This window comes from Nonomuraea sp. NPDC049141 (assembly GCF_040648415.1).
Lineage (GTDB): Bacteria > Actinomycetota > Actinomycetes > Streptosporangiales > Streptosporangiaceae > Nonomuraea.
The window spans coordinates 214,995-240,793 of the sequence record NZ_JBEZDR010000001.1; the positions used below are offsets into that span (position 1 = coordinate 214,995).

The 25,799-nt window shown below is 71.5% G+C and carries 20 protein-coding genes; 12 read left to right on the forward strand and 8 right to left on the reverse strand.

Going from position 1 to position 25,799, the window contains the following annotated elements:
- Positions 1-10 precede the first annotated feature (10 nt).
- From AB0B91_RS00980 to AB0B91_RS00990, 3 genes are all read left to right on the forward strand, one after another.
- Positions 11-937 (forward strand): pseudouridine-5'-phosphate glycosidase, encoded by a 927-nt coding sequence (locus tag AB0B91_RS00980; RefSeq protein WP_358313003.1) that lies wholly within the window; start codon positions 11-13, stop codon positions 935-937.
- Positions 934-1,863 carry a sugar kinase gene (locus AB0B91_RS00985; RefSeq protein ID WP_358313006.1) on the forward strand — a complete coding sequence of 310 codons (930 nt, stop codon included), beginning with the start codon at positions 934-936 and terminating at the stop codon, positions 1,861-1,863. The genes AB0B91_RS00980 and AB0B91_RS00985 overlap by 4 nt, the downstream gene beginning before the upstream one ends.
- Positions 1,864-1,946: 83 nt before the next feature.
- Entirely contained in the window at positions 1,947-4,664 is a 2,718-nt protein-coding gene (locus AB0B91_RS00990) for a hypothetical protein (protein ID WP_358313008.1), read from the forward strand.
- Between the two features lie 183 nt (positions 4,665-4,847).
- Here the strand turns inward: AB0B91_RS00990 and AB0B91_RS00995 are convergent, their stop codons facing one another.
- The 3 genes from AB0B91_RS00995 to AB0B91_RS01005 are packed head-to-tail and all read right to left on the reverse strand — an operon-like array spanning position 4,848 to position 9,339.
- Positions 4,848-7,892, reverse strand: a complete 3,045-nt coding sequence (locus AB0B91_RS00995; protein ID WP_358313011.1) for an AAA family ATPase — start codon at positions 7,890-7,892, stop codon at positions 4,848-4,850.
- 51 nt (positions 7,893-7,943) lie between these two features.
- Complete coding sequence (locus tag AB0B91_RS01000; RefSeq protein ID WP_358313014.1) at positions 7,944-8,378, reverse strand: GNAT family N-acetyltransferase; 435 nt, start codon at positions 8,376-8,378, stop codon at positions 7,944-7,946.
- Positions 8,379-8,421: 43 nt separating this feature from the next.
- Complete coding sequence (locus tag AB0B91_RS01005; RefSeq protein WP_358313017.1) at positions 8,422-9,339, reverse strand: hypothetical protein; 918 nt, start codon at positions 9,337-9,339, stop codon at positions 8,422-8,424.
- A gap of 89 nt (positions 9,340-9,428) precedes the next feature.
- Between AB0B91_RS01005 and AB0B91_RS01010 the strand changes: the two genes are divergently transcribed.
- The 3 genes from AB0B91_RS01010 to AB0B91_RS01020 are packed head-to-tail and all read left to right on the forward strand — an operon-like array spanning position 9,429 to position 14,207.
- Positions 9,429-11,015 (forward strand): protein kinase, encoded by a 1,587-nt coding sequence (locus tag AB0B91_RS01010; protein ID WP_358315653.1) that lies wholly within the window; start codon positions 9,429-9,431, stop codon positions 11,013-11,015.
- Positions 11,016-11,019: 4 nt separating this feature from the next.
- Positions 11,020-12,621 carry a serine/threonine-protein kinase gene (locus AB0B91_RS01015; RefSeq protein ID WP_358313019.1) on the forward strand — a complete coding sequence of 534 codons (1,602 nt, stop codon included), beginning with the start codon at positions 11,020-11,022 and terminating at the stop codon, positions 12,619-12,621.
- A gap of 2 nt (positions 12,622-12,623) precedes the next feature.
- Positions 12,624-14,207 (forward strand): protein kinase, encoded by a 1,584-nt coding sequence (locus AB0B91_RS01020; RefSeq protein ID WP_358313022.1) that lies wholly within the window; start codon positions 12,624-12,626, stop codon positions 14,205-14,207.
- Here the strand turns inward: AB0B91_RS01020 and AB0B91_RS01025 are convergent.
- Positions 14,190-15,419, reverse strand: a complete 1,230-nt coding sequence (locus tag AB0B91_RS01025) for a transposase (RefSeq protein ID WP_358313026.1) — start codon at positions 15,417-15,419, stop codon at positions 14,190-14,192. The two genes, AB0B91_RS01020 and AB0B91_RS01025, sit on opposite strands and share 18 nt — an antisense overlap.
- 83 nt (positions 15,420-15,502) lie before the next feature.
- On the opposite strand from AB0B91_RS01025, the gene AB0B91_RS01030 reads away from it, so the two are divergent.
- Both AB0B91_RS01030 and AB0B91_RS01035 read left to right on the forward strand, forming a co-directional pair.
- On the forward strand, positions 15,503-16,321 hold the full coding sequence (locus tag AB0B91_RS01030) for a hypothetical protein (protein WP_358313029.1): 819 nt from the start codon (positions 15,503-15,505) through the stop codon (positions 16,319-16,321).
- Between the two features lie 79 nt (positions 16,322-16,400).
- Positions 16,401-16,898 (forward strand): RICIN domain-containing protein, encoded by a 498-nt coding sequence (locus AB0B91_RS01035; RefSeq protein ID WP_358313032.1) that lies wholly within the window; start codon positions 16,401-16,403, stop codon positions 16,896-16,898.
- Here AB0B91_RS01035 and AB0B91_RS01040 read toward each other — a convergent pair.
- Genes AB0B91_RS01040 through AB0B91_RS01055 form a run of 4 tightly spaced genes read right to left on the reverse strand, consistent with a single transcriptional unit; the run spans position 16,895 to position 22,508 of the window.
- The gene (locus AB0B91_RS01040) at positions 16,895-18,031 is read right to left on the reverse strand and encodes an acyl-CoA dehydrogenase family protein (protein ID WP_358313035.1); all 1,137 of its coding nucleotides are present in this window, start codon (positions 18,029-18,031) and stop codon (positions 16,895-16,897) included. The two genes, AB0B91_RS01035 and AB0B91_RS01040, sit on opposite strands and share 4 nt — an antisense overlap.
- A 6-nt stretch (positions 18,032-18,037) precedes the next feature.
- The gene (locus AB0B91_RS01045; protein ID WP_358313038.1) at positions 18,038-18,952 is read right to left on the reverse strand and encodes a hydroxymethylglutaryl-CoA lyase; all 915 of its coding nucleotides are present in this window, start codon (positions 18,950-18,952) and stop codon (positions 18,038-18,040) included.
- Positions 18,949-20,904, reverse strand: a complete 1,956-nt coding sequence (locus AB0B91_RS01050) for a biotin carboxylase N-terminal domain-containing protein (protein WP_358313067.1) — start codon at positions 20,902-20,904, stop codon at positions 18,949-18,951. Before AB0B91_RS01050 ends, AB0B91_RS01045 begins: the two co-directional genes overlap by 4 nt.
- Positions 20,905-20,939: 35 nt before the next feature.
- Positions 20,940-22,508: a carboxyl transferase domain-containing protein gene (locus AB0B91_RS01055; RefSeq protein ID WP_358029328.1), complete on the reverse strand. Its 1,569-nt coding sequence runs from the start codon at positions 22,506-22,508 to the stop codon at positions 20,940-20,942.
- 64 nt (positions 22,509-22,572) lie between these two features.
- On the opposite strand from AB0B91_RS01055, the gene AB0B91_RS01060 reads away from it, so the two are divergent.
- From AB0B91_RS01060 to AB0B91_RS01075, 4 genes are all read left to right on the forward strand, one after another.
- Entirely contained in the window at positions 22,573-23,157 is a 585-nt protein-coding gene (locus AB0B91_RS01060) for a helix-turn-helix domain-containing protein (protein ID WP_358313070.1), read from the forward strand.
- 84 nt (positions 23,158-23,241) lie between these two features.
- Positions 23,242-23,886 (forward strand): PadR family transcriptional regulator, encoded by a 645-nt coding sequence (locus AB0B91_RS01065; RefSeq protein WP_358313073.1) that lies wholly within the window; start codon positions 23,242-23,244, stop codon positions 23,884-23,886.
- 2 nt (positions 23,887-23,888) lie between these two features.
- Positions 23,889-24,869, forward strand: coding sequence for an ATP-binding cassette domain-containing protein (locus AB0B91_RS01070; protein ID WP_358313076.1), 981 nt, complete (start codon positions 23,889-23,891; stop codon positions 24,867-24,869).
- 2 nt (positions 24,870-24,871) lie between these two features.
- Positions 24,872-25,726: an ABC transporter permease gene (locus AB0B91_RS01075; protein ID WP_358313079.1), complete on the forward strand. Its 855-nt coding sequence runs from the start codon at positions 24,872-24,874 to the stop codon at positions 25,724-25,726.
- The last annotated feature ends 73 nt before the right edge of the window (positions 25,727-25,799 follow it).

Below are 25,799 nucleotides of genomic sequence, written 5' to 3' on the forward strand. Positions count from 1 at the left end.
CGAAACCCGCATGCACCGCGCCGCCGACCCCATCCTCCGGCCGTCCGACGAGGTCGCCGAAGCCCTCGCCACCGGCGCTCCCGTCGTTGCCCTGGAGTCCACGATCATCTCGCATGGTCTGCCGCAGCCGCGCAACCTGGAGGTCGCCCGGGAGCTCGAGGGCATCGTCCGGGCGGCGGGTGCCGTACCGGCCACGATCGCGGTGCTCGACGGCGTCGCCCACGTGGGCCTGAACGACGTGGAGCTCGAACGCATCGCGACCGAGTCGGACCTGCGCAAGTTGAGCCAGCGCGACCTGCCGGTGGCGGCGGCGCTGAAGGCGAGCGGTGCGACGACCGTGTCGGCCACCTCGTTCCTGGCGGCCCGCGCGGGCATCCGGATCTTCGCCACCGGAGGGCTCGGCGGCGTGCACCGGGGCTGGATCCAGGAACAGGACGAGTCGGCCGACCTCGACACGCTCGCGCGTACCCGGATCACCATCGTGTGCGCCGGGGTCAAGTCGATCCTGGACGTGCCCGCGACCCTCCAGCGCCTGGAGACCCGCGGCGTGAGCGTGGCGGGATACCGTACGGACACCTTCCCCGGCTTCTACCTGCACTCCTCCGGCGAGCCGATCGACTGGCGGATCGAGTCGGCCGACGAGGCCGCGGCCATCATGCGCGGCCAGGACGCGTTCGGCGGCCAGGAGAGCGCGCTGATCGTCGCCAACCCCATCCCGGTGGAGCAGCAGCTCGACCCGGCCCTGCACGACCGCGTGCTGAGCGAGGCGCTGGCCGCCGCCGACCGCGAGGGCGTGACCGGGCAGAAGATCACCCCGTTCCTCCTCGGCTATCTGGTGGACGGCACCGGCGGTGCCTCCCTGGAGGCGAACCTGGCCGCGGTCCGCGGCAACGTCACCCTCGCGGCCCAGATTGCGCTCTCCTGGTCACGAGCGTGACCGGCACCGGCCTCCTCGTCATCGGCGACGTCGTCACCGATGTGGTGGCCCTGCACGACACACCGGTCATGTCGGGCACCGACACGGCCGCCGACATCGTGCTCCGTCCCGGCGGCTCGGGCGCGAACACCGCCTCCTGGGCCGCCCACCTGGGCGCCGACGTACGGCTGCTGGCCAGGCTCGGTTACGACAGCAGTGAGTGGCACACCGCCGAGCTGATCAAGACCGGGGTGCGCCCGCACGTACGCGTCGACCCCGACCATCCGACGGCGATCGTGATCGCGATGGTGGACCGGACCGGCGAACGATCGTTCCTCACCAACCGGGGCGCGGGCGGCCGGATCTCCGCCGAGGACTGGGACGGCGCCCTGCTCGACGGCGTGGGCCGCCTGCACCTGTCCGGCTACACGCTCTTCGCCGAGCCGGGGCTCCGGCTGGCCAGGCTCGCCATGGCCGAGGCGCGCGCCGCCGGGGTGGCCGTCAGCATGGATCCCGCCTCGACCGGCTTCCTGCACGAGTTCGGCATCGACCGGTTCCTGCGCGAATCCGCGCCCGCCGACCTCATCATCCCCAACCGGGACGAGGCCCTCCTGCTCACCGGAGCGCCGACCCCTCAGCGCGCCGCCGAACTGCTCAGCGAGAGGTACGGCACCGCGATCGTCAAGCTGGGACCCCAAGGCGCTCTGGCAGCTTCGGACGGCACGGTGACGGCTGCGACAGCTGGGGTTCCAGCGAACGTCGTGGACTCGACGGGAGCGGGCGACGCGTTCGCTGCGGGATATCTCACAGCAAGATTGAACGGTGCCGGTGAAGGGCAGTCTTTGGAGGCCGGATGCCGGGCCGGAGCCGAGTGTGTGGCCCTGGTGGGCGGTCGGCCACGGTACGGTTTGGAGCTGAACCTTCTTTACCCTATTCACACCGATTGATAGCTTGCCGCGTAGGCTGCACCATTAACCACATGCGTATTGAGTAGCAACACGCGGCTCACTGGGGAGGATAAGGTCCGCCGATGGAAGTCGAGTCATCGATCTGCCTGAGCGACCTGGTCCCTGCCTTGCGCTGGAGCCGTCCCCAGCAAGTCGCGGAGGCGCTGGGCGATCCGCGCCTGCCCGCCGGGTGGTGGTCGTCCGTCGCCCTGTCGAGGGCTCTCAGTACGGCCGGACTCGACTGGATCTGCGACCGGCTCGCGTTGCTGGCCTCGTCCCGCTGGGACCACATGGCCCTCGCCGACCTGCTGCCCGCGCTGACCGTGCACCACATCGACCCGGCGCTGCCCGGCTGGCCGGAGGCCACCAGGACGGCGATCACCGGCCTGGGCGGCTGGCAGCGACTGCGCCGTCTCTCGCCCGGCGACCTGGGCACCCCGTCGGCCACGCCTGAAGTGGTGATCGGCTCGGTGTTCCGCGAGGTGCTCAGCCGCATCCCGGTCCAACGCGAACCCGGCCAGTCCGCCCAGCAGCCCGGCCCGCCGCAGGCCCGGCCCGGCGCGCACCCGGGACAGCAGCCGGTCCAGGGCCACCCAGAGGTGACCCGCCCGCTCCAGCGCGGCACGGTACCCGGCCAGCGCGACGGAGGCCCGGCCCAGAGCCCGGTGCACACCGGCCCGCAGCCCGTGGCGCACGAGAACGGCACCGCTCAACGCCAGACCGGCTCCTTCCCCGGCCAGGGTGCTGCTCAGACGGGTCCCTTCGCCGACCAAGGCGGACCCCAGACAGGCTCCTTCGCCGCTCAGAGCGGGGCCCCCCGCCAGACCGGCTCGTTCCCCGTGCCGGGCGGACCGGCTCAGACCGGCTCATTCCCGGCGCCGGGCGGACCTGCCCAGACCGGCTCATCCCCCGCACCGGGCGGACCGCCTCAGACCGGCTCGTTCCCGGCGCAGAACAACAAGGGCGGCGCGCAGCCCACGACCGGCGCGCAGCCGCTGGCCGCTCCGCAGCCCCAGTCCGGCCCCCAAGCGGCCCGCCAGGACACGAACCCCTCAGGCGCCAATCCTCCCGCGGCCGGCCAGCAGGGCGGCGGCTTCCCGGGCACCGGCCTCCCCGGCCCCGGGGTTCCGAGCGCCAACGCCCCAGGCAACGCGAGCCCTGATCGGACCGGCCCACACGCCGCCGCCGGCCCGCACGCTGCTGCCAGTCCGCACACGGGCCCGCACCCCACCGCCGGCCCGCACACCGGTCCGCACCCCACCGCCGGCCCTCAGGCCGGAACGCCGATCGGCAGTCCGCTTACCCCTGTCGGCCCTGGCACCCCTGGCAGCCCGCTTACCCCTGGCGGCCCGGGCACCCCTGGCGGCCCGGGCACCCCTGGCGGCCCGCACACCGGGCCCGTCGCCGACCGTCCTGACGCAACGACCCAGCAGGGTCCCCTCCCGGGCGCCGAACCCAGCGGGAAGCCCCAAACCGGGCCGCTCCCGGCCGCCGGACTGTTCGCCCCTGGATCTGTCACAGGCACCGGGCAGTTCCCCGCGGTCAAGCCTGGCACCGGAACGCCCGCAGGCAACGGATCACCCACCACAGGCGGCTTCCCCGGCGACCTGGGCAAAACGCCCCGCACCCCGAACGCGGACACCCACACCGGCCCCGTCCCGGCGGCAGGCGCTCCGGGCAACGGCAGCGCGTACGGCGCCCCCGCGCCGGCCGCCAACGCCACACCGGCGACGCCCGCCCCCTCCGAGACCGACCACGCCATGGTCCGAGTCGTCGACAGCCTGTTCCGCAGCCTGGACAAGCTGGCCCTCGCGGTGGCCGTACACCGCCTGTTCGCCGAAGACCCCGTCAGCCTGCGTACGCTCGCCCACAAGATGCTCGTCGACCGGGACATCCTCTCCCAGGCGCAGCGGACGGCCGAGGAACGCGTGCTGCACTGGCTGCGCTCGTCGGAGTCGGCGCCGGTCACCGGGCACATGTTCCGGCTGACGGAGTGGCTCGGCGCCGCCGCCACCCAGGATCAGCTCATCGGCGCCGACCCGGCCCACCCGGTGATGGTCCCCTCGCTGCGTACGCCGCTCTGGCGGGTGCTCGTGACGCTGATGCCCGACCGCCGCCTCCAGGACGGCTGGCTGGTGGTCGGCGACCTGCACGGCCTGCAGGCCCGTACCAGGCAGTTGCTGGCCGGCCAGCCCGCCGACGCCGACGTCGTGGAACTGCTCAGCGAGCTGGGCATCCGCGCGCACTCGGCCAAGGCCTGGTTCGACGCGCTGCCGGACACGTCGGACCCCGTCGCGTCCGAGCCGTCACCGGCCCAGCCGCTTCCCCGCCGTACCCCCGGAGCCAACGGCCACCACCACCGGGGCGGCCAGCCCATCCCCGCGGCCGAGAGCAAGTCCATCGACCCCTCGGCGGCCCTCGCCACGCTGTCCGCTCTCTCGGGCGGCCGGTCCGCCATGCTGCCGGGCACGCTCGCGGGCACTCCCGCCACCCCGCCGCCCCCGCTGCCGGGCCCGTCGTCGGACCCGCGCCGCTGGCAGCGCATCGAGGTCACCAACGAACACCTCCGGGGCGGCCCGGTCCCGGTGCCCGAGGGGTATGCCACGCAGCTCGGCATGCGCCCCGGCACCCTCCTGTCGGTCACGGGCCCGGGAGACAACGCCATCGTGCTGGTCTGGCAGGGCCACCAACCGGTGTTCGACTCGCTCCAGCCGGTCCTCATGCGCCTCAACGCCCGCGCCGGCGATCAGGTGTACGTCACGGTCGACGGCTACCGCCTGGAAGCCCAGCTCACCGGCTGACCGCACGACCGACGCCGCCGGGCCGTAGCGGCCCGACGGCCGGTTGAAGTCGCCAGGCCGTAACGGACCCACAGCCGGTTGACGTCGCAGAGTCTCAACGGACCCACAGTCGGTTGATGCCGCAGAGCCTCGGCGGAACCACGGCCGGTTGACGTCGCGGCCCAGCGGCCTTCGTGAAGGCGATCACGCCCCGGCGAAGAGCCGGATCCGATGGGCCACGGCGGCGGCCTCGCCACGGGAGGCGACGCCCAGTTTGGCCAGGATGTTGGAGACGTGCACGCTCACGGTCTTGACCGAGATGAACAGCTCCCCGGCGATCTCCCGATTGCTACGCCCCTCGGCCACGTACCGCAGCACCTCCAGCTCACGCGCTGTCAGCCCCAACGGCAGCCCGTCGGGCGCCGGCTCGTCGGCGACGGCGACCCGGCCTCGCCGGGCGACCGCGTCCAGCCGCTCGACCAGCGGCGTCGCACCGAGCTGCTCGGCCAGCTCACGGGCCCTGGCCAGCCTGACCCCCGCCCCCTGCCGATCACCGGCCTCCAGCGCCGCACGGGCGGCGCCCTCCAGCGTCTGAGCCTCGGAGTACGGCTGCCGCAGCCCCGCCCAGGCCTCCGCAGCCGCGTCCCACGCCTTGACCCGCGCGTCATCGAGACCGGCCCCAGAATCCGCCGCGGATCCGCCGCCGAAGCCGTCACCACTCCCAGGACCGGAACCCGCGCCGGGCCCAGCCCCCGAGCCAGGACTCGACCCCGCGCCGAGCCCAGCACTCGAGCCAGGACCCGGCCCCGCGCCGAGCCCTGCACCTGAGCTGGCGCCGGTCTCCAGGTCAGCCTCGGACAGGCCCGCCAAAGCCAGGTAGGTGAGACGCAGAGCCCGCTGGTAGTCGCCCGCGGCCTCCAGCCACCCCGCGACCGACCGCAGCTCCGCCCCGATCTCCCCGCCCAGCCGCGCGAACGTCACCAGCACCGGCCACGCGTATCGCGGACTGGCCAGCAGATCCTGCTCGCGCAGTGTCCGAGCCGCCGCCTCCCGCGCCTCGTCCAGGCGCCCCCGCGCCAGCAGCAGCTCAACCTCTCTGCAGGCGTGCGGCAGCACGTTCTGGTCACGGAACCGCCCGCGCATCAGCACGCTGCGCGAGGCCGCGAACAGCTCCTCGGCCTGATCGATCCGCCCGCGCGCGAGCGCGATGTCGGAGGCGATCCCCTGCAGGCTGGCCCGGTAGGGCGGCGGCGGCGTGAGCTCCAGGGCGTGCTCGATCACCTCCAGCGCCTCGTCCCAGCGCCCGAGCGACATCAGGGGCTCCGCCAGGTTGATCGAAAGGAACGTGCCCGAGGTGCGCGCCAAACCGTAGCGTTCGGCCTCGGCGACGCCGTCGCGGGCGACCTGGGCGGCCCGTTCGTGCCTCCCCGCGCCCTCCAGCACGTCGGACTCGGAGATGGCGCCGCGCAGCATCGCGTTGTAGGCCTCGGCCGAGGCCGCGATGCGGCGCGCTTCGGCGAACCCGCCCAGGTTGGCCTCGATGTCGGAGAACTGGCAGCGCGCCCAGGTCATGGTGATCAGCGCGTGCGCCTCGGTGTTGGCGTCGCCCACCTCGTGGCCGATCTCCATGGCCAGCCGGGCCGTGGAGATCTTCTCCTGCCAGCCGTCGTAGAGCATGCGCGCCAGGGTCTCCAGCACCTGGGCCCGCAGACCGGGCTGGTCGTCGGGCACCAGCGACGCCGCACGGCGCAGATCGTCGACGTGTCCGGGGCGGCTGAGGTCGTAGCCGGTGAGACCGCGTTGCCGCAGCAGCCTGGCGGCCGTGGCGGGCTCGGCCGCCTCGTCGATCTCGGCGAGCCCGGCGCTGGCCAGGCCCATCGCGCGTTCGTACTCGCCCGTCAGGTGGGCGACCGTGGCCGTCTGCCGGAGCACGTTGACGCGGTCGATGCCGATGCGCTCCGCGGCGTCGGGCACCTGATCCCACAGCTCCAGCACCCGGGACAGCATCCTGTGCTGCTCGTCGTAGGCGGTGGAGCGGCGGGCGGCGGCGGCCGCGTGCCAGGCGCTGACCAGCGCCCAGGTGGTGTCGTGGGCGGCGTGCCAGTGGTGGGCCAGCTCGATCGCGCCGCGCGGGGCGGGCAGGATCGACAGGTCGTGCTCCAGCGCCTCGGCGAAGCGCGTGTGCAGGCGGGTGTGCTCGCCCGGCAGCAGGTCGTCGTGGAGCGCCTCGCGGATCAGCGCGTGCCTGAAGGAGTAGCCTTCGCCGTCCACGACGAGCACGTTGCCGGCCACGGCGGGCCGCAGCGCGTTGGACAGGGCCCCGTCGTCCATCCCGGCGACGGCGGACAGCAGGTCGTGCTCGATGCGCTGGCCGCCCGCGCTGGCCACGCGGAGCAGCTCCTGGGTGTCGTCGGGCAGCCGCTCGACGCTGGCGAGCAGCAGGTCGCGCAGCGACTCCGGCAGCGCCTCGCCGGCGCCGGACTCGCTGAGCAGCGCCTCCACGAACAGCGGGTTGCCCTCGCTGCGCGCGTAGACCAGGTCCAGGTCGAGGTCGGACAGCTCGCGCTCCAGGATGCTCGCCGCCTGCTCGACCACCTCCCTGCGGGTGAGCCTGCGCAGCTCCAGCCTGGCCACCCAGTCGACGCGGCCCAGCTCGGCAAGCAGCGGGCGCAGCGGGTGGGTGCGGTGCAGCTCGTCGGAGCGGTAGGTGACGACGATCAGCAGCCGTACGTCGGAACGCTGGTAGCGGACCAGGAACGAGAGCAGGTCGCGGGTGGAGCGGTCGGCCCAGTGGGCGTCCTCGATGACCAGGACGACCGGCCGGTCCTCCGCCAGCCGCTCCAGCAGGCCGAGCAGTTGCTCGAAGAGCCGGGCGCGGGCCTCGGGGCCGTCGCCGTCGGGCTCGCCGAACTCGGGCAGCAGCCGGGCCAGGCCGCGCGTGGTGCCGCCGGGCACCAAGGCCGCCACGCCGTCGCGGCCGAGCTCGCGCACCAGGCCACGCAGCACCGCGGTGAAGGGGGCGAACGGCAGACCCTCGGTGCCCAGCTCCAGGCAGCCGCCGACGAGCACCATCGCCTCGCCGGCCCGATCGGCGAACTCCCTGATGAGGCGCGTCTTGCCGACCCCCGCCTCGCCGCCGACCAGCACGGTGGCCGCCGCGCCGGTCCGGACACCGGCCAGGGCTCCGTCGAGCACGCCCAGCTCCGCGGCGCGGCCGACGAACAGCGGACTCACCGCATGGATGCTCACGCCCCAAGAATGCCATCCGGCGGCGACAGAAAACGACCGCGGGACCTGCAGTTAGCGGAGGACCTTCCTGAACATGGTCGCCGAGGCCTCGTAGCCCAGCGCGTGGTAGAACTCGGGCGCCCGCCGCGTCGCCATGGCCACGTAACCGGCCTCCCTGGAGCGGGCCCAGGCCTCGAACTCCACCAGCAGCGCCCGGCCGATGCCCTGCCGGCGCGACCCGCTCTGCACCATCGCCTCCTCGACCCAGGCGACGGGCCCGTTCGCGAACAGCGTGAGATGCACGAACCCCAGCAGGTAACCCTGGACCCGCCCGCCCACCACGGCCGCGATCAGCATGACGTCGTCGTCGCGCAGCAGCTGCGGCAGCGCCGCGTCGAAGGCCTTGCGCTCGGGCCTGAAGGTCAGCCCGAACTCCCTGGCCAAGGCGAACAGCTCGTCCGCGTCGGCCTCCTCCGCTCTCCTGATGTGGAGATCGTCTGACGTCATGTCGTACGACCTTAAGTCGTCGCGTGGCCGCCGTCCAATCACCTCAGCGTGTCAGCGCCTTGACAGTCTGTTCGGCGACCTCCTGGGCGCCCTTCATGAGCACGTCTTCGGCGACCGGCTTGGTGTTCGCGCCCTGGGCGGTGATCTGGCCGTCCTTGTTGTCGGTGCCGAAGTAGCGGACGTTGATCGTCGTGTTGCCCATCACGATGTACGCCCAGACGTTCGTGGTGCCCTTGAGGTTCTGGGTGTACATGGCGTGGGTCTCGTCGCCGATGCCGTCGAGGTCCTTCATCTCGCCGTACGTGCTCAGGAAGCGCAGGGCGGGGTTGTCCTCCTTGGTGCCGGCCATGTCCTTCATCGAGTCGAAGTTGAAGTCGGCGTCCTCCCGCGCGTCCTCGACGCTGGGCCAGACGTTGACGGCCAGGAAGATGGTCCGCGATTCCAGGATGCCGTTCCTGATGTTCTTGGCCTTCTGCGTCCACTCGCAGCCCTTGCGCAGGGCGCCATACCCGTCCTTCTGGACGCCAGGCTCGGACTGCGACTTGGGCGCGAGCCGCGTGGTCAGGCTCGCGGGCAGCAGGTCGCACACCTCGGGCACCGCCTTCAGCGGCGGGAAGGTGGAGGTAGCCGCGGGCGTCTCCGCCGCGTCCGACGAGGGCGCCGCCGAGGGCAACCCGGACGACGAGGGGAGCGACGACGGCAGCGTGGAAGGCAACGTGGAAGGCAGGTCGGAGGGCAGGTCGAACGAGGGGGTCGGCAGCGCGACAGGAGCGGCCTCCTGGCCGACGTTCCGTACCGCGATGAGCCCTCCGCCCAGCACCGCCACCGTCGCGGCCCCCGCCAGCACGGCCTTGGCCCAGCCTGGCGCCTTCGACGTGACGGGCCGCTCGCCGCCCCCATCCGGCCAGTACGAGGCCGGAGGTACGGGTGGCGCCTGCGGTGCCTGCGGGCCCTGGATCATGGCCACCCCTAAACTCGACGATCATTACAAATGGGCTGCTGTTACCGCGTACGGGACGGAAATATAGCGAACCGAAAGTGCTGAACACTATGGTCTCCAGCGTGCCTGGTCTGGGGGATTCCAAAATCGCAGGCCGCTATCGGGTGCTACGAGCGCTCGGCCAGGGTGGCATGGGCACGATCTGGCTCGCTCACGACGAGCTGCTCGATCGCCAGGTCGCCATCAAGGAAGTGCTGCTCCCGCAGTCCCTCGCACCGGCCGAGCGGGCCGAGGCACTCCAGCGGTCCATGCGCGAGGCGATGGCGGCTGCCCAGGTGCGGCATCCGGGCATCATCACCATTCACGACGTGCTGTCCGAGGACGGGCGGCCGTGGATCGTCATGGAGCTGCTGCGGGGCCGCGATCTGAAGGACGCGGTGGCCGCCGAGGGGCCGTGGTCGCCGGAGCGCACCGCGGCGCTCGGGCTGCGGGTGCTGGAGGCGCTGTCCGTCGCCCACGCGCACGGCATCCAACATCGCGACGTCAAGCCCGCCAACGTGTACCTGACCGACGACGGCCGGGTGGTGCTGACCGACTTCGGCATCGCCAAGCTGGAGGACCAGGCGACGATCACCGAGTCGGGACTGCTGATCGGGTCGCCCGGGTTCATCGCCCCGGAGCGGTTACGCGGCGAGCGCGGCGGGCCCGAGTCGGACCTGTGGTCGCTGGCCGCCACGCTCTACGCGACCGTGGAGGGCCAGGCTCCCTATGTCGGCACCTCTCCCATGTCGGTGCTGCGTGACGCACTGACCCTGCCGCCCCGGCCGCCCCAGCGCGCCGGGAACCTCGGACCGGTGCTGATGCTGATGCTGGCCCGCGAGCCGTACCAGAGACCCGTCCCGCAGGCGGCCGAGCAGTTGCTGCGGCGGGTCGCGGAGGGCGGGCCGGCGCTGGCGGCCACGCAGCCGATGGCCAGGCGCGCCGGCCGGCTGCCGATCGTCGTCGGCGGCGCGGTCGTCGCGGCGGCGGTGGCGGCTGTCGCGTTCGTGGCCCTGCGGCCCGCGGACACGCCCGCGAAACCCGTGGCGGAGCCCGTGAAGCAGCAGGCGCCGACCACGTCGGCCGCCTCCACCCCCGCTCCCACCCCCACCAGGGAACCGGAGCCGGAGAAGACGCCCAAGTTCACCGCCGCCGTGAACCTGTGCACCCTGCTCACCCCCGCCCAGGTCGCCAAGCTCGCGCCCGGCGTGGGCAAGGGCAGGCGCGACGGTGACTCGTGCGAGTGGACCACCCGCGGCACGGGGCTGTCCGCAGCGGTGCTGACCGACTCCAGCGGGACCGACAGGTGGAGCGCGGTTCCGGAGGACGCCGAGGAGAACTACGTCAACCTGCGCAATCTCCGCGGCCAGGACGCGGAGATCACGTGGTCCTGGCCGGAGATCGGCCTCGCCAAGCCGATCAAACAGCAGCGCCGGAACGTCCAGGACATCAAGGGCATCGGCGACGAGGCGTTCGGCTACGAACTGGTCAGCCCCAAGGGCAACGCCGAGAACGTCACCGTGATCTTCCGGCTCAGCAACGTGAACGTCGAGATCGGTTATGTCAACGTCAACAAGATCGGCAACAACGCCGCCCTGCGCAAGGGAGCGCGCGACGCCGCGCGCCGGCTGGCCGAGGCATTGAACCGCCAGGAGTGAGGCAATGAACCAACCGCGACTCGTGGGCGGCCGCTACCAGCTGCTCGAACAGCTCGGCCGCGGCGGCATGGGCATCGTCTGGCGCGCGCACGACACGATGATCGGCCGCGAGGTGGCGGTGAAGCAGGTGCTGATCCCGCCGAACCTCTCCCCCGCCGACCAGGCCGCGCTGCGCCACCGTACGTTGCACGAGGCCCGCGCGGCGGCCGGGATCCGGCACCCCGCGGTGGTCGGCATCCACGACGTGATCGACGACGGCGGCCAGCCGTGGATCGTCATGGAGCTGGTCCGCGGGCGCTCCCTCGACCAGGCCGTCAAGACCGGCGGACCGATGTCGGCGGCGTGGGCGGCCTCCGTCGGCCTGTTCGTGCTGTCGGCGCTGGCCTCCGCGCACACGCGCGGCCTGCTCCACCGCGACGTCAAACCGGGCAACGTGCTGCTCGCCGATGACGGCCGCATCCTGCTGTCCGACTTCGGCATCGCCGCTCCGACGGGTGCGGCCGCCCAACAGGGTGGCGTACCGGTGGGCACGGCCGGCTTCACCGCGCCCGAATGCCTGACCGAGGGCGTCGCGCCGGGGCCACCGTCCGACCTCTTCTCGCTCGGCGCGACGATCTACACGGCGGTGGAGGGCGTACAGCCGTTCCAGCGCAACACCGCGATGGCCACGCTCGGCGCGGTGATGACTGAGCCGCCGAGGCCGCCGCAGCGCGCGGGCGAACTCGCCCCGCTCCTGCTCGGCCTGCTGGCCAAGGACCCCGTCCACCGGCCCGACGTGCGCGCGCTGCGCCGGGGGCTGGAGCGGGTCGCGGGCCACGCGGCGGCCACCGTCAGAACGCCCGCGCCCGCGTGGGTGGTCTCGCGCGCGGCCGCGTACGGCTCGGCGGCGGCCGTGGTCGTGGCGTTCGTCGTCGCGGTCACGCTCATCCTCACCACGGGGTCCTCCGCCACGCCGTCGCCGCGGCCCACCCCGGCGGCGGCGCGTACCACGAAACCGGCGCCCAGCAAGGCCCCGACCAGCGCGGCGCCGACCGCGTCAGCTTCGGCTTCGGCGTCGGCCAGTTCCTCCCCCGCGGCCACGCTGCCGGCCGGGAAGTTCTCCAAGATGCCCCGGCCCTGCCAGCTGCTCACCAAGGAGCAGGCGACCCGGCTCGTCGGCACGTTCCTCACCTCGTCGACCGACCCGACCTTCAGATGTACGTGGGCGACGGCGGGCTTCCCGCCGGCGGGCAAGCAGCTGAGCGTCTTCCTGACGCTCTGGCTGTACCCGCCGCAGGGCGACGGCTACGAGACCACGCTCGCGCAGGAGCACGTCGCCGGGGCGAAGAAGGAGGCCGAGGACAAGGCGGGCCGAGGCGGCACGGGTGAGAAGCAGGGCGAGGTCTTCGAGATCCCCGGCGCGGGCGAGGAGGCCATCGCGTACGAGATCTCCAGGGTGAAGTTCAGCAACAAGCACGAGGTCGAGGTGCACGTGCTCTTCCGCACCGGCAACATGGTGGGCGAGTTCCGCTTCGTGCACGACGTGGCCAAGGACGCCGCCCTGCGGGACAAGGCCGCGCAGGCCGCCAAGTTCCTCGCCGCGAACCTCGACGCCAAGGCCTCCTGACCATGCGCGTGATCGCCGGACGCTACCAGCTGCTCGCCCCGCTCGGGGCGGGCGGCGCGGGCACGGTGTGGCGGGCGCGTGACGAGCTGCTGCACCGCGAGGTCGCGGTCAAGGAGGTACGGCTGCCGCCCGGCCAGGACCAGCAGCGGGCCCTGGTCGACACGCTGCGCGAGGCCAGGGCGGCGGCGGCGCTGAACCACCCGTCGATCATCACCGTGCACGACGTGATCTCCGAGGGCGGCCAGCCCTGGATCATCATGGACCTGCTCGCGGGCAGGTCCCTGGGCGATCTGGTCAAGGAACGCGGACCGCTGCCGCCCGGCCACGTCGCCACGATCGGCCTGCGCGTGCTCGACGCGCTGGAGGCCGCCCACCGCCGCGGCATCCTGCACCGGGACGTGAAGCCGGGCAACGTGATGATCACCGACCTCGGCGAGGTCGTCCTGACCGACTTCGGCATCGCCGCGCACACGGGTGACGTCCCCGGCGCGGGTACGGCCGCCGCCGCGGCGCACGCCGGCGGCGTCGCGGGCTCCCCCGGCTACATCGCGCCCGAGCACCTGCGCGGCGAGCCGTCGGGCCCGATGGCCGACCTGTGGTCGCTCGGCGCCACCCTGTACCTGGCCGCCGAAGGCCGGGCGCCGTTCGAGCGCGACTCGGCGATGGCGATCGTCGCGGCCGTGCTCACGATGCCCCCGCCGCCGCCCGTCAACGCGGGCCCGCTCGGCGGCCTGCTCCTGGCGATGCTCGACCGGAACCCGGCCGCCCGGCCGCACCCGCAGGGAATCAGGGCGCACCTGGAGTCGTTGGCGGTCCCGCTGCCCGTCCGGCCGCGTGAGACCGCGCCCGCCACGGTCCCGGTGCGGGCGCGCCCACGCCGCCGCACACCATACGTGCTGGGCGGACTGGCGGCGGGTACGGCCATCGTGGTCACGGCGGTCGTGCTCCTCAACGGCTCCGGCGGCTCCGAGGGCTCCCCCGCCGTCACGACGCCGGCCACCCACGTCGCCCAGCCCGCCTCGACCGCGGCGCCCGCTCCGACGACGAGCACGGCGCCGCCGACCAATCCGGCCAGGGGCGACGGCGCCTTCGGCCGCCCGCCGAAGGCGTGCTCGCTCCTGACCGACGAGCAGGCGCGGCGCGTCCTGCCCGGCTCTCGCTCCCGGCAGCCCCGCCTCTACGACGAGAGCGAGTGCTACTGGTCGGTCGGGCTCGGCGGGCTCCTCGAGACCACGTCCATCAACCTCAAGGTCAAGCACTCCAGCGAGGTCAAGGCCGCCGAACGCGCCTTCACGCAGGCCGTACGGGCTCGCGACGGGGCGGCCGGCAGCGAGCAGACGGTGACGACCTCGCACATCAGGAAGGTGAGCGCGGGCGACGAGGCGGCCGCCCAGGACAAGGAAGCCGGCATCACCCACACCTCGACCACCACCATATGGATGCGGATCAGCAACGTGATCATCCAGGTGGAGGTCAGCCATCCGAAGCGAACGAAGGTGACCCCCCAGCTCCGGGACACCGCTCTCAAGACCGCCCGCGCAGTGGCCGACACCCTTCAGAAGGCGCAATCAACTACCACCGGTTGAAGCCGGTGGTTTGCTCTCGCAGTCCCGTCTGGCTGAAGGGAGGCCGGTAGCGTGTGGCTGGTTGATGGCAGCCCAGCCCGCAATGCCGCGTGTGGCGATGTTGCGGGCCGCGATGTGGTCGGCGTGCCCAGCGAGGCCACACCCGGTGCAGACGAACCGGCCCCGCGCCGGCCGATTCGCCCTGGACACACACCCGCACCCCGGGCACGCCTGCGACGTATACGCAGGGTCGACCAAAACAAACGCGACCCCGGCACGGGCGGCCTTGTAGCGGGTGAACGTGATCTGCTGGGCGAAGGCCCAGGTGTGCAGGGTGCGTCGCTGGAGCCGGTGAGCCCTGACCCGACCGCGGATACCCTGCAGATCCTCCAGGGCGACACCACGGCCGGTGCGTTCGGCTTCACGCACCACGAACTTGCTGATCTGATGGTTGAGGTCGGTCATCATCCGGTGCTCACGCCCGGACAGACGGCGCAGCACCCGCCGCGCCGCCGACGTGCCCTTCCTCTGCAACCGGCGACGCTGGCGATGCCGCCGCTCCCGCAGCGTGCGGACATGACCGTTGCCGCCGATCGGACCGGCCAACGCCGGGCCAGGCAGCACCGCGCCATCGGAGGTGACCGCCAGATTCGCCACCCCTTGATCCACCCCGACGAAGCCGCCGACCGGCTCACGCGCCACCGGCTTGGGCAGGGCGAGGGAGACCTGCAGCAGCCACACCCCGCGCCGGCAGACCAGATCGGCCTCACCGAGCGGCAGCGTCTCCACGGCTTTGAGGTCTTCTGGTCGGCCGGTGTAGGGGACGGTGACGCGGCCGGTGGGGGTCCACAGCAACACGGTGCGGGCGTCACGGTTGAAGCTCATCAACCGGGCGTCATAAGGAACGGCGCCCTGCGGGCGGAAGATGTGAGCGCGTTTCTTGCTGGCGCGCCGGTTGGCATACGCGCCGGCGACCCGGGCGATCGCCCGCACCGCCGCCTGCGCACCCAGCCCGGCCACCTGCGCCCGCACCTCGTAATAGGCCAGCCGATGCAACTCCACCACAGCGAAGATCCGGTGCTGCCACGCCAGGCGGGACACGACGGTGGCCGCCTGATTGCACAACACCGCTGCCGCCAGCGCGTCGGCCTGGGCCGGTGTCGGCGTGAGCCGCAGTTGCACGACCGTGGGCAGGCCGTGCCGTTTGGTGGCGGAGCGGCGGATCGCCATCATGCACCTCCTGTCACAACACCCTCACCCACCGCACACATTACCGAACGTGACCGAGACTTTCCATACTGTTTTCGAAAGGAGGGATGGCGCTTCCTCCCGGCCCTGACGGACCGGGTCTCCGCGCCACCATTCAGATGAACGACTACCAGCAGCAGGACTTCCCGACCGCGGCCGTGCGGCACACCGCTCCCACCCAGCAGTCCCGCCCCGGGCTGCGGGTGACGCCGGCGATCCTGAGCGGGGCGTCGGCCGTGGTCGTGCTCATGCTGTTCACGGTCCTGTTCCTGCTCACCCGCCAGCCGGACAAGACGGCCGTACCCGTGGCCGTCGCGACCACGCGGACGGCCGAGCCCGCACCCACCGAGGCTTCGCCCACCGAGCAGGCCACCACGAGCGAGCCCGCGCCGACCGGGACCGCCACGTTCACCAAGACCGTCGACCCCTGCGCGGTCACCGACGAGGACCTGGTCAAGAAGCTGACGCTGTTCCCGGACAAGTCGCAGATCAAGGCCGAGGAGTGCGAGTGGTCGACGCTCGCGCCCGGCGCGGGCATGCCGGGCAACATGCAGTTCCGACTCCAGGTGTACGTGAAGGTCTTCCCGGGGGATCTGACGGCGGCGCACGAGCAGTTCCTGGGACTGCGGCAGGAGGCCGTCCTGCTCGCCAGAACCTCCGCCCCCGCCGAACCGCCCATCGGCGACGCCTCCTGGACCACCCTGTACACGCTGCCCGGCGACACGGGCAAGGGACCGACCACCGCGACCGTCGGCGTCCGGGTCAGCAACGCGGTGATCCAGGTCGCCTACCAGCGGCACGTCACCGAGGACCCGGCGGGCAGGCTGGCCAAGGGCGCCCTGGACGTGGCCAGATCGGTCGCCGAGAAGATCGGCACGTCGAACTAATTGTTGGACGGCTGAAAGCACATTGCAGGCGGACCGGCCTATCACTGGGGAGGAAAAGTCCATCACCCAAGGAGCCCCAGTGAATCGCACCTTCCGCCTTCTCGGAGTCGGCACCGCCGTCGGCGTCCTCGCCCTGGGCATTTCGGCCACGAGCGCCACGGCTACGCCGACTTCCACCACCGAATCCTCGGCCTACGCCCCGTACGTGCGCGTCATCAAAAGCAACGCGACCGGCAGATGTCTCGACGACAGCTCCGGCTACGGCCTGCGGATCTTCCCGTGCAACAACCTCATTTATCAGAAATTCGACGTCTACAATAACCCAAACGGTACTCATTTCCTGGTGAACCGGTCCACCGGCCGATGCGTCGAGGACGCCGCCAAAGGCATCCGGGCCAACCGCTGCACCGGCGCCGCAAATCAGATGTGGTACTTCAGCAACTGGAAGGGTGGCGGCTGGGGCATTTCCAACAGGAGCACGAACAGATGCGTCTACGCCTACGTCAACGGCGTCTCCATACTGGGCACCGAGTCCTGTAACTGGTCGTCACGGTTACAGAGTTTCGCGCTCCTTTAGAGGTCACCCAGCCCCAGCTGGCGGGCGATCAGCATCCGCTGGACCTCGCTGGTGCCCTCGCCGATCTCCAGGATCTTGGCGTCGCGGTAGAAGCGGCCCACCGGGAACTCGTTCATGAACCCGTACCCGCCGAAGATCTGCGTCGCGTCGCGGGAGTTGTCCATGGCGGCGTTGGAGGAGACGAGCTTCGCGATCGCCGCCTCCTTCTTGAACGGCACGCCGGCCAGCATCTTCTCGGCCGCGTGGTAGTAGGCCAGGCGGGCGGTGTGGACGCGGGCCTCCATGTCGGCGATCTTGAACTGGATGGCCTGGTAGTGGCCGATCGCGTGGCCGAACGCGTGCCGGTCCCTGACGTAGCGCAGGCATTCGTCCACGCAGCCCTGGGCCAGGCCGACGCCGACGGCGGCGATGGCGATGCGGCCCTCGTCGAGCGTCTGCAGGAACTGGGCGTAGCCGCGGCCGCGCTCGCCGAGCAGGTTCGCGGCGGGGACGCGGCAGTCGGAGAAGGACAGCTCCCTGGTGTCGGAGGCGTTCCAGCCGACCTTGGAGTACTTCTTCGAGACCGTGAAGCCGGGCGTCCCCGACGGCACGAGGATGGTGGAGATCTGCCGCTCGCCGGTGAGCGCGGCGACGCCGACCACGCCGGTGATGTCGGTGCCCGAATTGGTGATGAACGCCTTGGTCCCGTTGATCACCCATTCGGCGCCGTCGAGCGTGGCCGTGGTGCGCATGCCGCCGGGCACGTCGGAGCCGCCGCCGGGCTCGGTCAGGCCGAACGCGCCGAGGGTCTCGCCCGCCGCCATCGCCGGCAGCCAGGTCGCCCGCTGCTCGGGCGTACCGAATCGGTAGATCGGCATGGCGCCGAGCGACACCGCGGCCTCCAGCGTGATCGCCACGCTGGAGTCGGCGCGGGCCAGCTCCTCCAGGGCCAGGCAGAGCGCGAAGTAGTCGCCGCCCATGCCGCCGTACTCCTCGGGGAACGGCAGACCGAACAGGCCCATGGCGCCCATCCGGCGCACGATGTCGTACGGGAACTCCTCCCGCTCGTAGAAGTCGCCGATCACCGGCGCCACCACGTCGCGGGCGAACGCCTCGACGGTCTTGCGCAGCTCTTCGTATTCGTCGGTGAGCATGGTGGGTCAGCCTTTCGCAAGAGCCTGGACGACGCGGGACGGGCTGGGACGGCCGAGCCGTTCGGCCAGCCAGATGCTCGTGGCCACGAGCTTGTCGAGGTCGAGGCCGGTGTCGATGCCGAGCCCGTGCAGCATCCACACGAGGTCCTCGGTGGCGAGGTTGCCGGTGGCGGACTCGGCGTAGGGGCAGCCCCCGATGCCGCCGGTCGAGGCGTCGACGACGTGCACGCCCGACCGGAGCGCGGCCAGCGTGTTGGCCAGAGCCTGGCCGTAGGTGTCGTGGAAGTGCACGGCCAACCGGTCGGGATCGCGGAACGACTCGATCAGCGCGGTCACGTGTCCGGGGGTGCCGACGCCGATCGTGTCGCCGAGCGACAGTTCGTGGCAGCCCAGGCCGAGCAGCCGCTCACCGACCGCGACGACCTGCGCGATCGGCGTCGGGCCCTCCCACGGGTCGCCGAAGCACATCGACACGTACGCGCGTACCTTGACGCCGTTGTCGAGCGCCCTGGCCACGACCGGCTCGAACATGTCGAACTGGCTCTCCAGGCCGCGGTTCAGGTTCTTGGCGGCGAACGTCTCGGTGGCGCTGGCGAAGATGGCGATCTCCTCGACGCCGTTCGCCAGCGCCCGGTCCAGCCCGCGCTCGTTCGGGACGAGCACCGGGTAGCGGACGCCCGGCCGCCGGTCGAGCCTGGTGAGCAGGTCCTGCGCGTCGGCGAGCTGCGGCACCCACTTGGGGTGGACGAAGCTGGTGGCCTCGATCACCCGGTGGCCGGCGTCGGCGAGCCGGTCGATGAACTCGGCCTTGACCTCGACCGGGACGATCGCGGACTCGTTCTGCAGGCCGTCGCGCGGGCCCACCTCGTAGACGGTGACCTGGTGCGGAAGACCTTCCATCGGGTACGGCCCGCGCATCATGACTCCCCCGCCGAGACTGCCGTGACGACGGCCAGGACGGCGTCCATGTCGACCGGTCGGCCCGCCTGTACGGGCAGCTCGGTGACCTGTCCGTCGCAGGGGGCGGTGACGGTGTGTTCCATCTTCATGGCCTCCACGATGAGGAGCGGCTGGCCCGCGCTCACCCGGTCGCCCGGCTGGACCTTGACGACCAGGACGGTGCCGGGCATGGGGCTTCTGACCACGCCGTCGCCGGCGTGCGCGGCGCCGGGGCGGTCGCCGGGGTCGCCGATGCGGTGGCGGGTCAGGGCCCAGGACTGGCCGTCCCTGCCCAGCCAGAGGGTGTCGTCGTGGCGGGCGTGGGTGTAGTGGGAGGTACGGCCGTCAAGGGTGACGGTCAGCTCGGCGTCATTGACGAGGATCCTGGCCGGAACGGCCACACCGCCACCGCCCGGTTCATTTATGCGGATTTCTGCGGATTTTTCTGGCAGGCCGCGTACCTGGATCGTGTGGACGCCGTCCCGTGACTCCAGCCGCCAGGACGTCCACGCGCGCTCGCCGACCCGCCAGCCGTCCGCGACCTCCCAGGGATCCGAAGCCACCGGCGCGGCGTGGAAGGCCAGCGCGGCGGCGGCCAGCACCTCGTCGGGCGGGCCGGCGTCGGGGATCAGAGTGGGCAGGACCCGCTCGACCAGCCCGGTGTCGAGCTCGCCCGCCCGCACGGCCGGGTGCGCCGCGAGCGCCCGCAGGAACGGCACGTTCGTGATCACGCCGAGCACGGCGGTCTCGGCCAGCGCTTTGTCGAGCCGGCCGAAGGCCGCCTCCCGCGTGGGGGCCCAGGCGATGATCTTGGCCAGCATCGGGTCGAACTCGCTGCCCACGACACCATCCTCGACCAGCCCGGAGTCGATCCGGGCGCGGTCGGGCTCGGCCAGGCGCAGCACCCGGCCGCCGGTGGGCAGGAAGCCGCGCGACGGGTCCTCGGCGTAGACGCGGGCCTCGACGGCGTGGCCGCGCAGCCGTACCCCGTCCTGGGTGATGGGCAGCGGCTCGCCCGCCGCCACCCGGAGCTGGAGCTCCACCAGGTCGAGGTCGGTCACCAGCTCGGTGACCGGGTGCTCCACCTGGAGGCGGGTGTTCATCTCCATGAAGTGGTACGCGCCGGTCGTGCCGTCGACGATGAACTCGACCGTGCCCGCGCTCACATAACCCACCGCGCGGGCGGCCTCCACCGCCGCGACGCCCATCCGCTCGCGCATCGCCGCGTCGACGAAGGGCGACGGGGCCTCTTCGATGATCTTCTGGTGGCGGCGCTGCAGGCTGCACTCGCGTTCGCCCAGGTGGACGATGTTGCCGTGGGTGTCGGCCAGGACCTGGATCTCGATGTGGCGGGGGTTCGCGACGTAGCGCTCGATCAGCAGGGTCTCGTCGCCGAACGCGGCGCGGGCCGTACGGCGGGCCGACTCCAGCGCGTCAGGCAGTTCGGCGGCCGAGCGGACCAGCACCATGCCCTTGCCGCCCCCGCCCGCCGACGGCTTGATCAGGGCGGGGAAGTCCGTCCAGGACAGCAGCGAGTCGCCGGGCTCGGCGCCGCCCGGCACCACCGGGACCCCGGCGGCCGAGACGGTGGCCTTGGCGCGGATCTTGTCGCCCATGGCGTCGATGGCCTCGGGCGGCGGGCCGATGAAGACCAGCCCGGCCGCGGCGCAGCGGCGGGCGAACTCGGCGTTCTCCGCGAGGAACCCGTATCCGGGATGGACGGCCTGCGCACCGGACGCCTCGGCCGCCGCCACAATCGCCCCCATGTCCAGATATTTCGGGACCTGGAGGGCCATGTCTGCCTCGCGGACATGGCGGGCGTCCGCGTCCGAGGCGGTGTGGACGGCCACCGACATGATGCCGAGCGCACGCAGCGTACGGATGACGCGGACCGCGATCTCACCCCGGTTGGCGATGAGCACGCGACGGAACATCGCCTGCGAAGGTAGCGATGGGGCCATGAGCACAGTCACATCCGGAAGACGCCGTAGCCGACGGGGTCGAGCGGGGCGTTGGCCGCCGCGGAGAGTGCCAGGCCGAGGACCGTACGGGTGTCGAGCGGGTCGATCACGCCGTCGTCCCACAGCCGGGCCGTGGAGTAGTAGGGGTTGCCCTGGTGCTCGTACTGCGCCCTGATGGCGTCCGCGTCGGCGTTGCCGACGGTGGTGAGCACGTTCGCGGCCTGCTCGCCGCCCATGACCGAGATGCGGGCGTTCGGCCACATCCATAGGAACCTGGGCGAGTACGCCCGCCCGGCCATGGCGTAGTTGCCCGCGCCGAACGAGCCGCCGATCACCACCGTGAACTTCGGCACCCTGGCACAGGAGACCGCGGTGACCATCTTGGCGCCGTGCTTGGCGATGCCGCCCGCCTCGTAGGCCTTGCCGACCATGAAGCCGCTGATGTTCTGCAGGAAGACCAGCGGGATGCGCCTGCGGTCGCACAACTCGATGAAGTGCGCGCCCTTCAGCGCGGACTCGCTGAACAGGATGCCGTTGTTCGCGATGATCCCGACCGGGTGCCCGTGCAGGTGGGCGAAGCCGGTGACCAGCGTCGAACCGTATTCGGCCTTGAACTCCAGGAACCGCGAGCCGTCGACGAGCCGGGCGATGACCTCCCGCACCTCGTACGGCCGGCGGGTGTCGGCGGGCACGATGCCGTAGAGGTCGCGGGGATCGTGCCGGGGCTCCTCGGGCTCGGCCCGGTCCCAGGGCCGCTCGGCTCTCGGGGCCAGCGTGGAGACGATGTCGCGGACGATGGCCAGCGCGTGCGCGTCGTCGTCGGCCAGGTGGTCGGTGACGCCGCTGACCCGGGCGTGCAGGTCGCCGCCGCCCAGTTCCTCGGCCGTGACCTCCTCGCCGGTGGCCGCCTTCACCAGCGGCGGGCCGCCGAGGAAGATGGTGCCCTGGTCGCGCACGATGACGGCCTCGTCGCTCATGGCCGGGACGTACGCGCCGCCCGCCGTACAGGAGCCGAGGACGGCGGCGATCTGCGGGATGCCGCGCGCGGACATGGTGGCCTGGTTGTAGAAGATGCGGCCGAAGTGCTCCCGGTCGGGGAAGACCTCGTCCTGTTTGGGGAGGAACGCGCCGCCGGAGTCGACCAGGTACACGCACGGCAGGTGGTTGTGCAGCGCCACCTCCTGCGCGCGCAGGTGCTTCTTGACGGTGATCGGGTAGTACGTGCCGCCCTTCACGGTGGCGTCGTTGGCCACGACCACGCACTCGCGCCCGGCGATCCTGCCGACGCCGGTGATGATCCCGGCGGCCGGCGCCTGGTCGTCGTAGAGGCCGTTGGCGGCCAGCGGCGACAGCTCCAGGAAGCGGGAGCCGGGGTCGAGCAGGCCGTCGACGCGGTCGCGCGGCAGCAGCTTGCCGCGTTCCACGTGACGCTGCCGCGACCGCTCGGGACCGCCCGCGGCGGCCACGGCGAGGCGCTCCAGCAGGTCGGCGGCGAGCCGCTCGTTGAGCGCGGCGTTCTGCTTGAACGCCTCGCTGCCGGGGTCCGCGGCCGAGTTCAGCACCGGCCAGTCGCTCATGTGCCCCCTTCCGTTATGAGGCAGATGTTAGTCATCATTAACGTAACCGTCTACCATGTGAGACGTGACGACGACGCGGAGCCGTGGCAGCCGGCGCCTGGAGATCCTCGGCGCGGCCGCGAACCTGTTCGCCGCGCGCGGCTTCCACGGCGTCTCGATCGAGGACATCGGCGGCGCGGTCGGCGTCTCGGGCCCGGCGCTCTACCGCCACTTCAGCGGCAAGGAGGCGCTGCTCGCCGAGATGCTCCTGGGCATCAGCTCGCGGCTGCGCGAGTCGGCCGCGGCGGCGGTCACCTCGCCCGGCGGGCCGGAGGAGACCCTCAACGCGCTGCTGAACGTGCAGATCACCTTCGCACTCGAACAGCCCGCACTGATCACCGTGCACGACAGAGAGCTGGGCAACGTGCCCGAGCGGGAGCGGCGGCAGATCAGGCGGCTGCAGCGGCTGTACGTCGAGGAATGGGTGACCGTGCTGGCCGAGCTGCACCCGTCGTGCCCGCCCCCGCGGCTGCGGGCCGCCACGCACGCCGTCTTCGGGCTGCTCAACTCCACCCCGCACAGCGCCGGCGAACTGCCCGCGCAGGCCATGCGCCCCCTCCTGCACGCGATGGCCAGGGCGGCCATCGCGGCCTCGGTTAACGCTCACTAACAGAGTGCCACAACCGCAAAACATGGGCTTTTCATGCCAACTATCTAGATATATCGTCAAGGTATCTCGATAGTTGGAGGCATCATGCGTGATCCCCACCTGTGGGATGACATCCCGCAAGCGGCTCCAGAACCCCCACACCCCCACTTCCCGCCGGATCCACCGTTCCCGCCCGGCGCACCACCACCGCCCGGGATGGGCCTCAGAATGCCGCCCATCCCGGGCGGCGGGCCGGGGATGGGCGGCCTGCCCGGCGCGCCGCCGATGGGCTGGGAGGGCGGTGCTCCGCGCGTACGGCGGGGCGACGTCAGGGCCGCGCTGCTGAGCCTGCTCAGCGAAGGGCCGAAGAACGGCTACCAGATGATCCAGGACATCGAGGAGCGCAGCCGCGGAGTGTGGCGGCCCAGCCCCGGCTCGGTCTATCCGTCCCTCCAGCAACTGGAGGACGAGGCCTTGGTCGCCAGCGACGAGAGCGGCGGCTCCCGGATCTACAGCCTGACCGAGCAGGGCCGCGAGCAGGCCGAACGGCACCTCGACGGCGAGCCGCCCTGGGACGAGGTGGCGCGCTCGGTGCCCGAGGACCGGCACGAGCTGCGGCTGCTGTGGGCCCAGCTCAACGAGGCGTTCAGCCACCTGGCGCGGACGGCCAACGACCAGCAGGTCGCCCAGGCCAAGAAGCTGCTCAGGCAGACACGTAAGTCCGTTTTCCAGATCCTCGCGGAGGACTGACGATGACAGCGGCGGCGGTGGCCGTACACGGCCTGAAGAAGAACTACGGCAAGATCGAGGCCGTCAAGGGCGTCGACTTAGAGGTGGCACCCGGCGAGGTCTTCGGCTTCCTCGGCCCGAACGGCGCCGGCAAGACCACCACGATCAGCATGCTCTGCACGCTCGTCAACCCGACCGGCGGCAGCGCCACGGTCGCCGGGTACGACGTGGTGCGGGAGCGCGACGAGGTACGCAGGAACATCGGGCTGGTCTTCCAGGACCCGACGCTCGACGGCTACCTGAGCGCCGAGCAGAACCTGCGCTTCCACGCCGAGCTGTACGGCGTGCCGAAGAGCATCGTCGGCGACCGGATCAAGCAGGTCATGGAGATGGTCGCACTCTGGGACCGCAAGGACGCCAAGGTCATGACGTTCTCCGGCGGCATGAAGCGGCGGCTGGAGATCGCCCGCGGGCTCCTGCACTCGCCCCGGGTGCTGTTCCTGGACGAGCCCACGGTCGGCCTCGACCCGCAGACCCGCTCGGCCATCTGGGGCTACATCAACCAGCTGCGGCACCTGGAGGACATCACCATCTTCATGACCACCCACTACATGGACGAGGCCGAGTACTGCGACCGGATCGCGATCATCGACCACGGCGAGCTCGTCGTCATCGACTCGCCGGAGGCGCTCAAGGCCAGCATCGGCAAGGACCGGGTGCAGATCCAGACGGGCGACGACGAGGCCGCGATCAAGGCGCTCCGCGAGAAGTTCGACCTGGACGCGGCCGTGCGCGAGGGCGCGGTGACGTTCGCCGTCGCGTCGGGCGAGGAGTTCGTGCCCCGGCTGTTCGCCGAGCTCGGCATGCCGATCAGGTCGGTGAGCGTCTCACGGCCCTCACTCGACGACGTGTTCATGAACTACACCGGTTCCACGATCCGCGACGCCGAGGAAGGCGCCGAGTCGGGCGGCAGGGCGTGGATGAGAGCGATGGCGAGGCGATAGTCATGGCGACAGAGGCGATCAGCGTCCGGGTGCCGGTGCACAGCACCGGGCACGACCTCCGGGCGATCAAGGTGGTCCTGCACCGGGAGCTGCTGCGGTTCGTCAACGACCGCACCCGCATGCTGTCGATGCTGCTGCAGCCGGTGCTGTGGCTGTTCGTGATGGGCACCGGACTGGGCTCGCTGGTGCGCGGCACCATCCCGGGCATCGACTACCGCACCTTCATGTATCCCGGCATGATCTCGATGACCGTGATCATGACCGGTATGTTCTCGGCCGGGTCCATCGTGTGGGACCGCGAGTTCGGCTTCCTGCGCGAGATGCTCGTCGCCCCGGTCTCACGCGGGGCGATCGTGGTCGGCAAGTGCCTGGGCGGGGCCCTGGTGGCCACCGGGCAGGGCGTCGTCATCCTGGCGATGGCCGGGTTGGTCGGCGTACCGTACTCGCCGGCCCTGATCGTCACGCTGCTGGCGGAGATGTTCCTCGCGGCGTTCACGATCACGGCGTTCGGGGTGATGCTGGCGGCGCGGATGCGCAACATGCAGACCTTCTTCGGGCTGATGCAGATGGCGATCATGCCGATGATGTTCCTGTCGGGGGCGATGTTCCCGCTGGCGAACCTGCCGTCGTGGCTGCACCTGCTGACGGTGGTCAACCCGATGACGTACGCGGTGGATCCGATGCGGCAGGCGGTGTTCTCCCATCTCGACGTTCCGGCGCAGGTGAACGCGGTGCTCAACCCGGGGGTTCGGTGGTTCGACTTCCAGGTGCCGGTGGGGCTGGAGCTGGGGGTGGTGGCTCTTCTGGGGGCGGTTCTACTGGGGGTGGGGATCGCGCAGTTCAGGCGGGCGGAGTAGGTCGCACAGGTTTTCGCATCCGACTGCGACGATCTCGTTACGGAGGGTAGCTTTCCCGATGGGTTCTCAACCC

Bases quoted from the DNA above. Each gene is read 5' to 3' on its own strand.
- AB0B91_RS00980 (WP_358313003.1), top strand. From the start codon at position 11: ATGCACCGCGCCGCCGACCCCATCCTCCGGCCGTCCGACGAGGTCGCC.
- AB0B91_RS00990 (WP_358313008.1), top strand. From the start codon at position 1,947: ATGGAAGTCGAGTCATCGATCTGCCTGAGCGACCTGGTCCCTGCCTTG.
- AB0B91_RS01000 (WP_358313014.1), bottom strand. From the start codon at position 8,378: ATGACGTCAGACGATCTCCACATCAGGAGAGCGGAGGAGGCCGACGCG.
- AB0B91_RS01005 (WP_358313017.1), bottom strand. From the start codon at position 9,339: ATGATCCAGGGCCCGCAGGCACCGCAGGCGCCACCCGTACCTCCGGCC.
- AB0B91_RS01010 (WP_358315653.1), top strand. From the start codon at position 9,429: ATGGTCTCCAGCGTGCCTGGTCTGGGGGATTCCAAAATCGCAGGCCGC.
- AB0B91_RS01015 (WP_358313019.1), top strand. From the start codon at position 11,020: ATGAACCAACCGCGACTCGTGGGCGGCCGCTACCAGCTGCTCGAACAG.
- AB0B91_RS01020 (WP_358313022.1), top strand. From the start codon at position 12,624: ATGCGCGTGATCGCCGGACGCTACCAGCTGCTCGCCCCGCTCGGGGCG.
- AB0B91_RS01025 (WP_358313026.1), bottom strand. From the start codon at position 15,419: ATGATGGCGATCCGCCGCTCCGCCACCAAACGGCACGGCCTGCCCACG.
- AB0B91_RS01030 (WP_358313029.1), top strand. From the start codon at position 15,503: ATGGCGCTTCCTCCCGGCCCTGACGGACCGGGTCTCCGCGCCACCATT.
- AB0B91_RS01040 (WP_358313035.1), bottom strand. From the start codon at position 18,031: ATGCTCACCGACGAATACGAAGAGCTGCGCAAGACCGTCGAGGCGTTC.
- AB0B91_RS01045 (WP_358313038.1), bottom strand. From the start codon at position 18,952: ATGATGCGCGGGCCGTACCCGATGGAAGGTCTTCCGCACCAGGTCACC.
- AB0B91_RS01050 (WP_358313067.1), bottom strand. From the start codon at position 20,904: ATGTTCCGTCGCGTGCTCATCGCCAACCGGGGTGAGATCGCGGTCCGC.
- AB0B91_RS01055 (WP_358029328.1), bottom strand. From the start codon at position 22,508: ATGAGCGACTGGCCGGTGCTGAACTCGGCCGCGGACCCCGGCAGCGAG.
- AB0B91_RS01065 (WP_358313073.1), top strand. From the start codon at position 23,242: ATGCGTGATCCCCACCTGTGGGATGACATCCCGCAAGCGGCTCCAGAA.
- AB0B91_RS01070 (WP_358313076.1), top strand. From the start codon at position 23,889: ATGACAGCGGCGGCGGTGGCCGTACACGGCCTGAAGAAGAACTACGGC.
- AB0B91_RS01075 (WP_358313079.1), top strand. From the start codon at position 24,872: ATGGCGACAGAGGCGATCAGCGTCCGGGTGCCGGTGCACAGCACCGGG.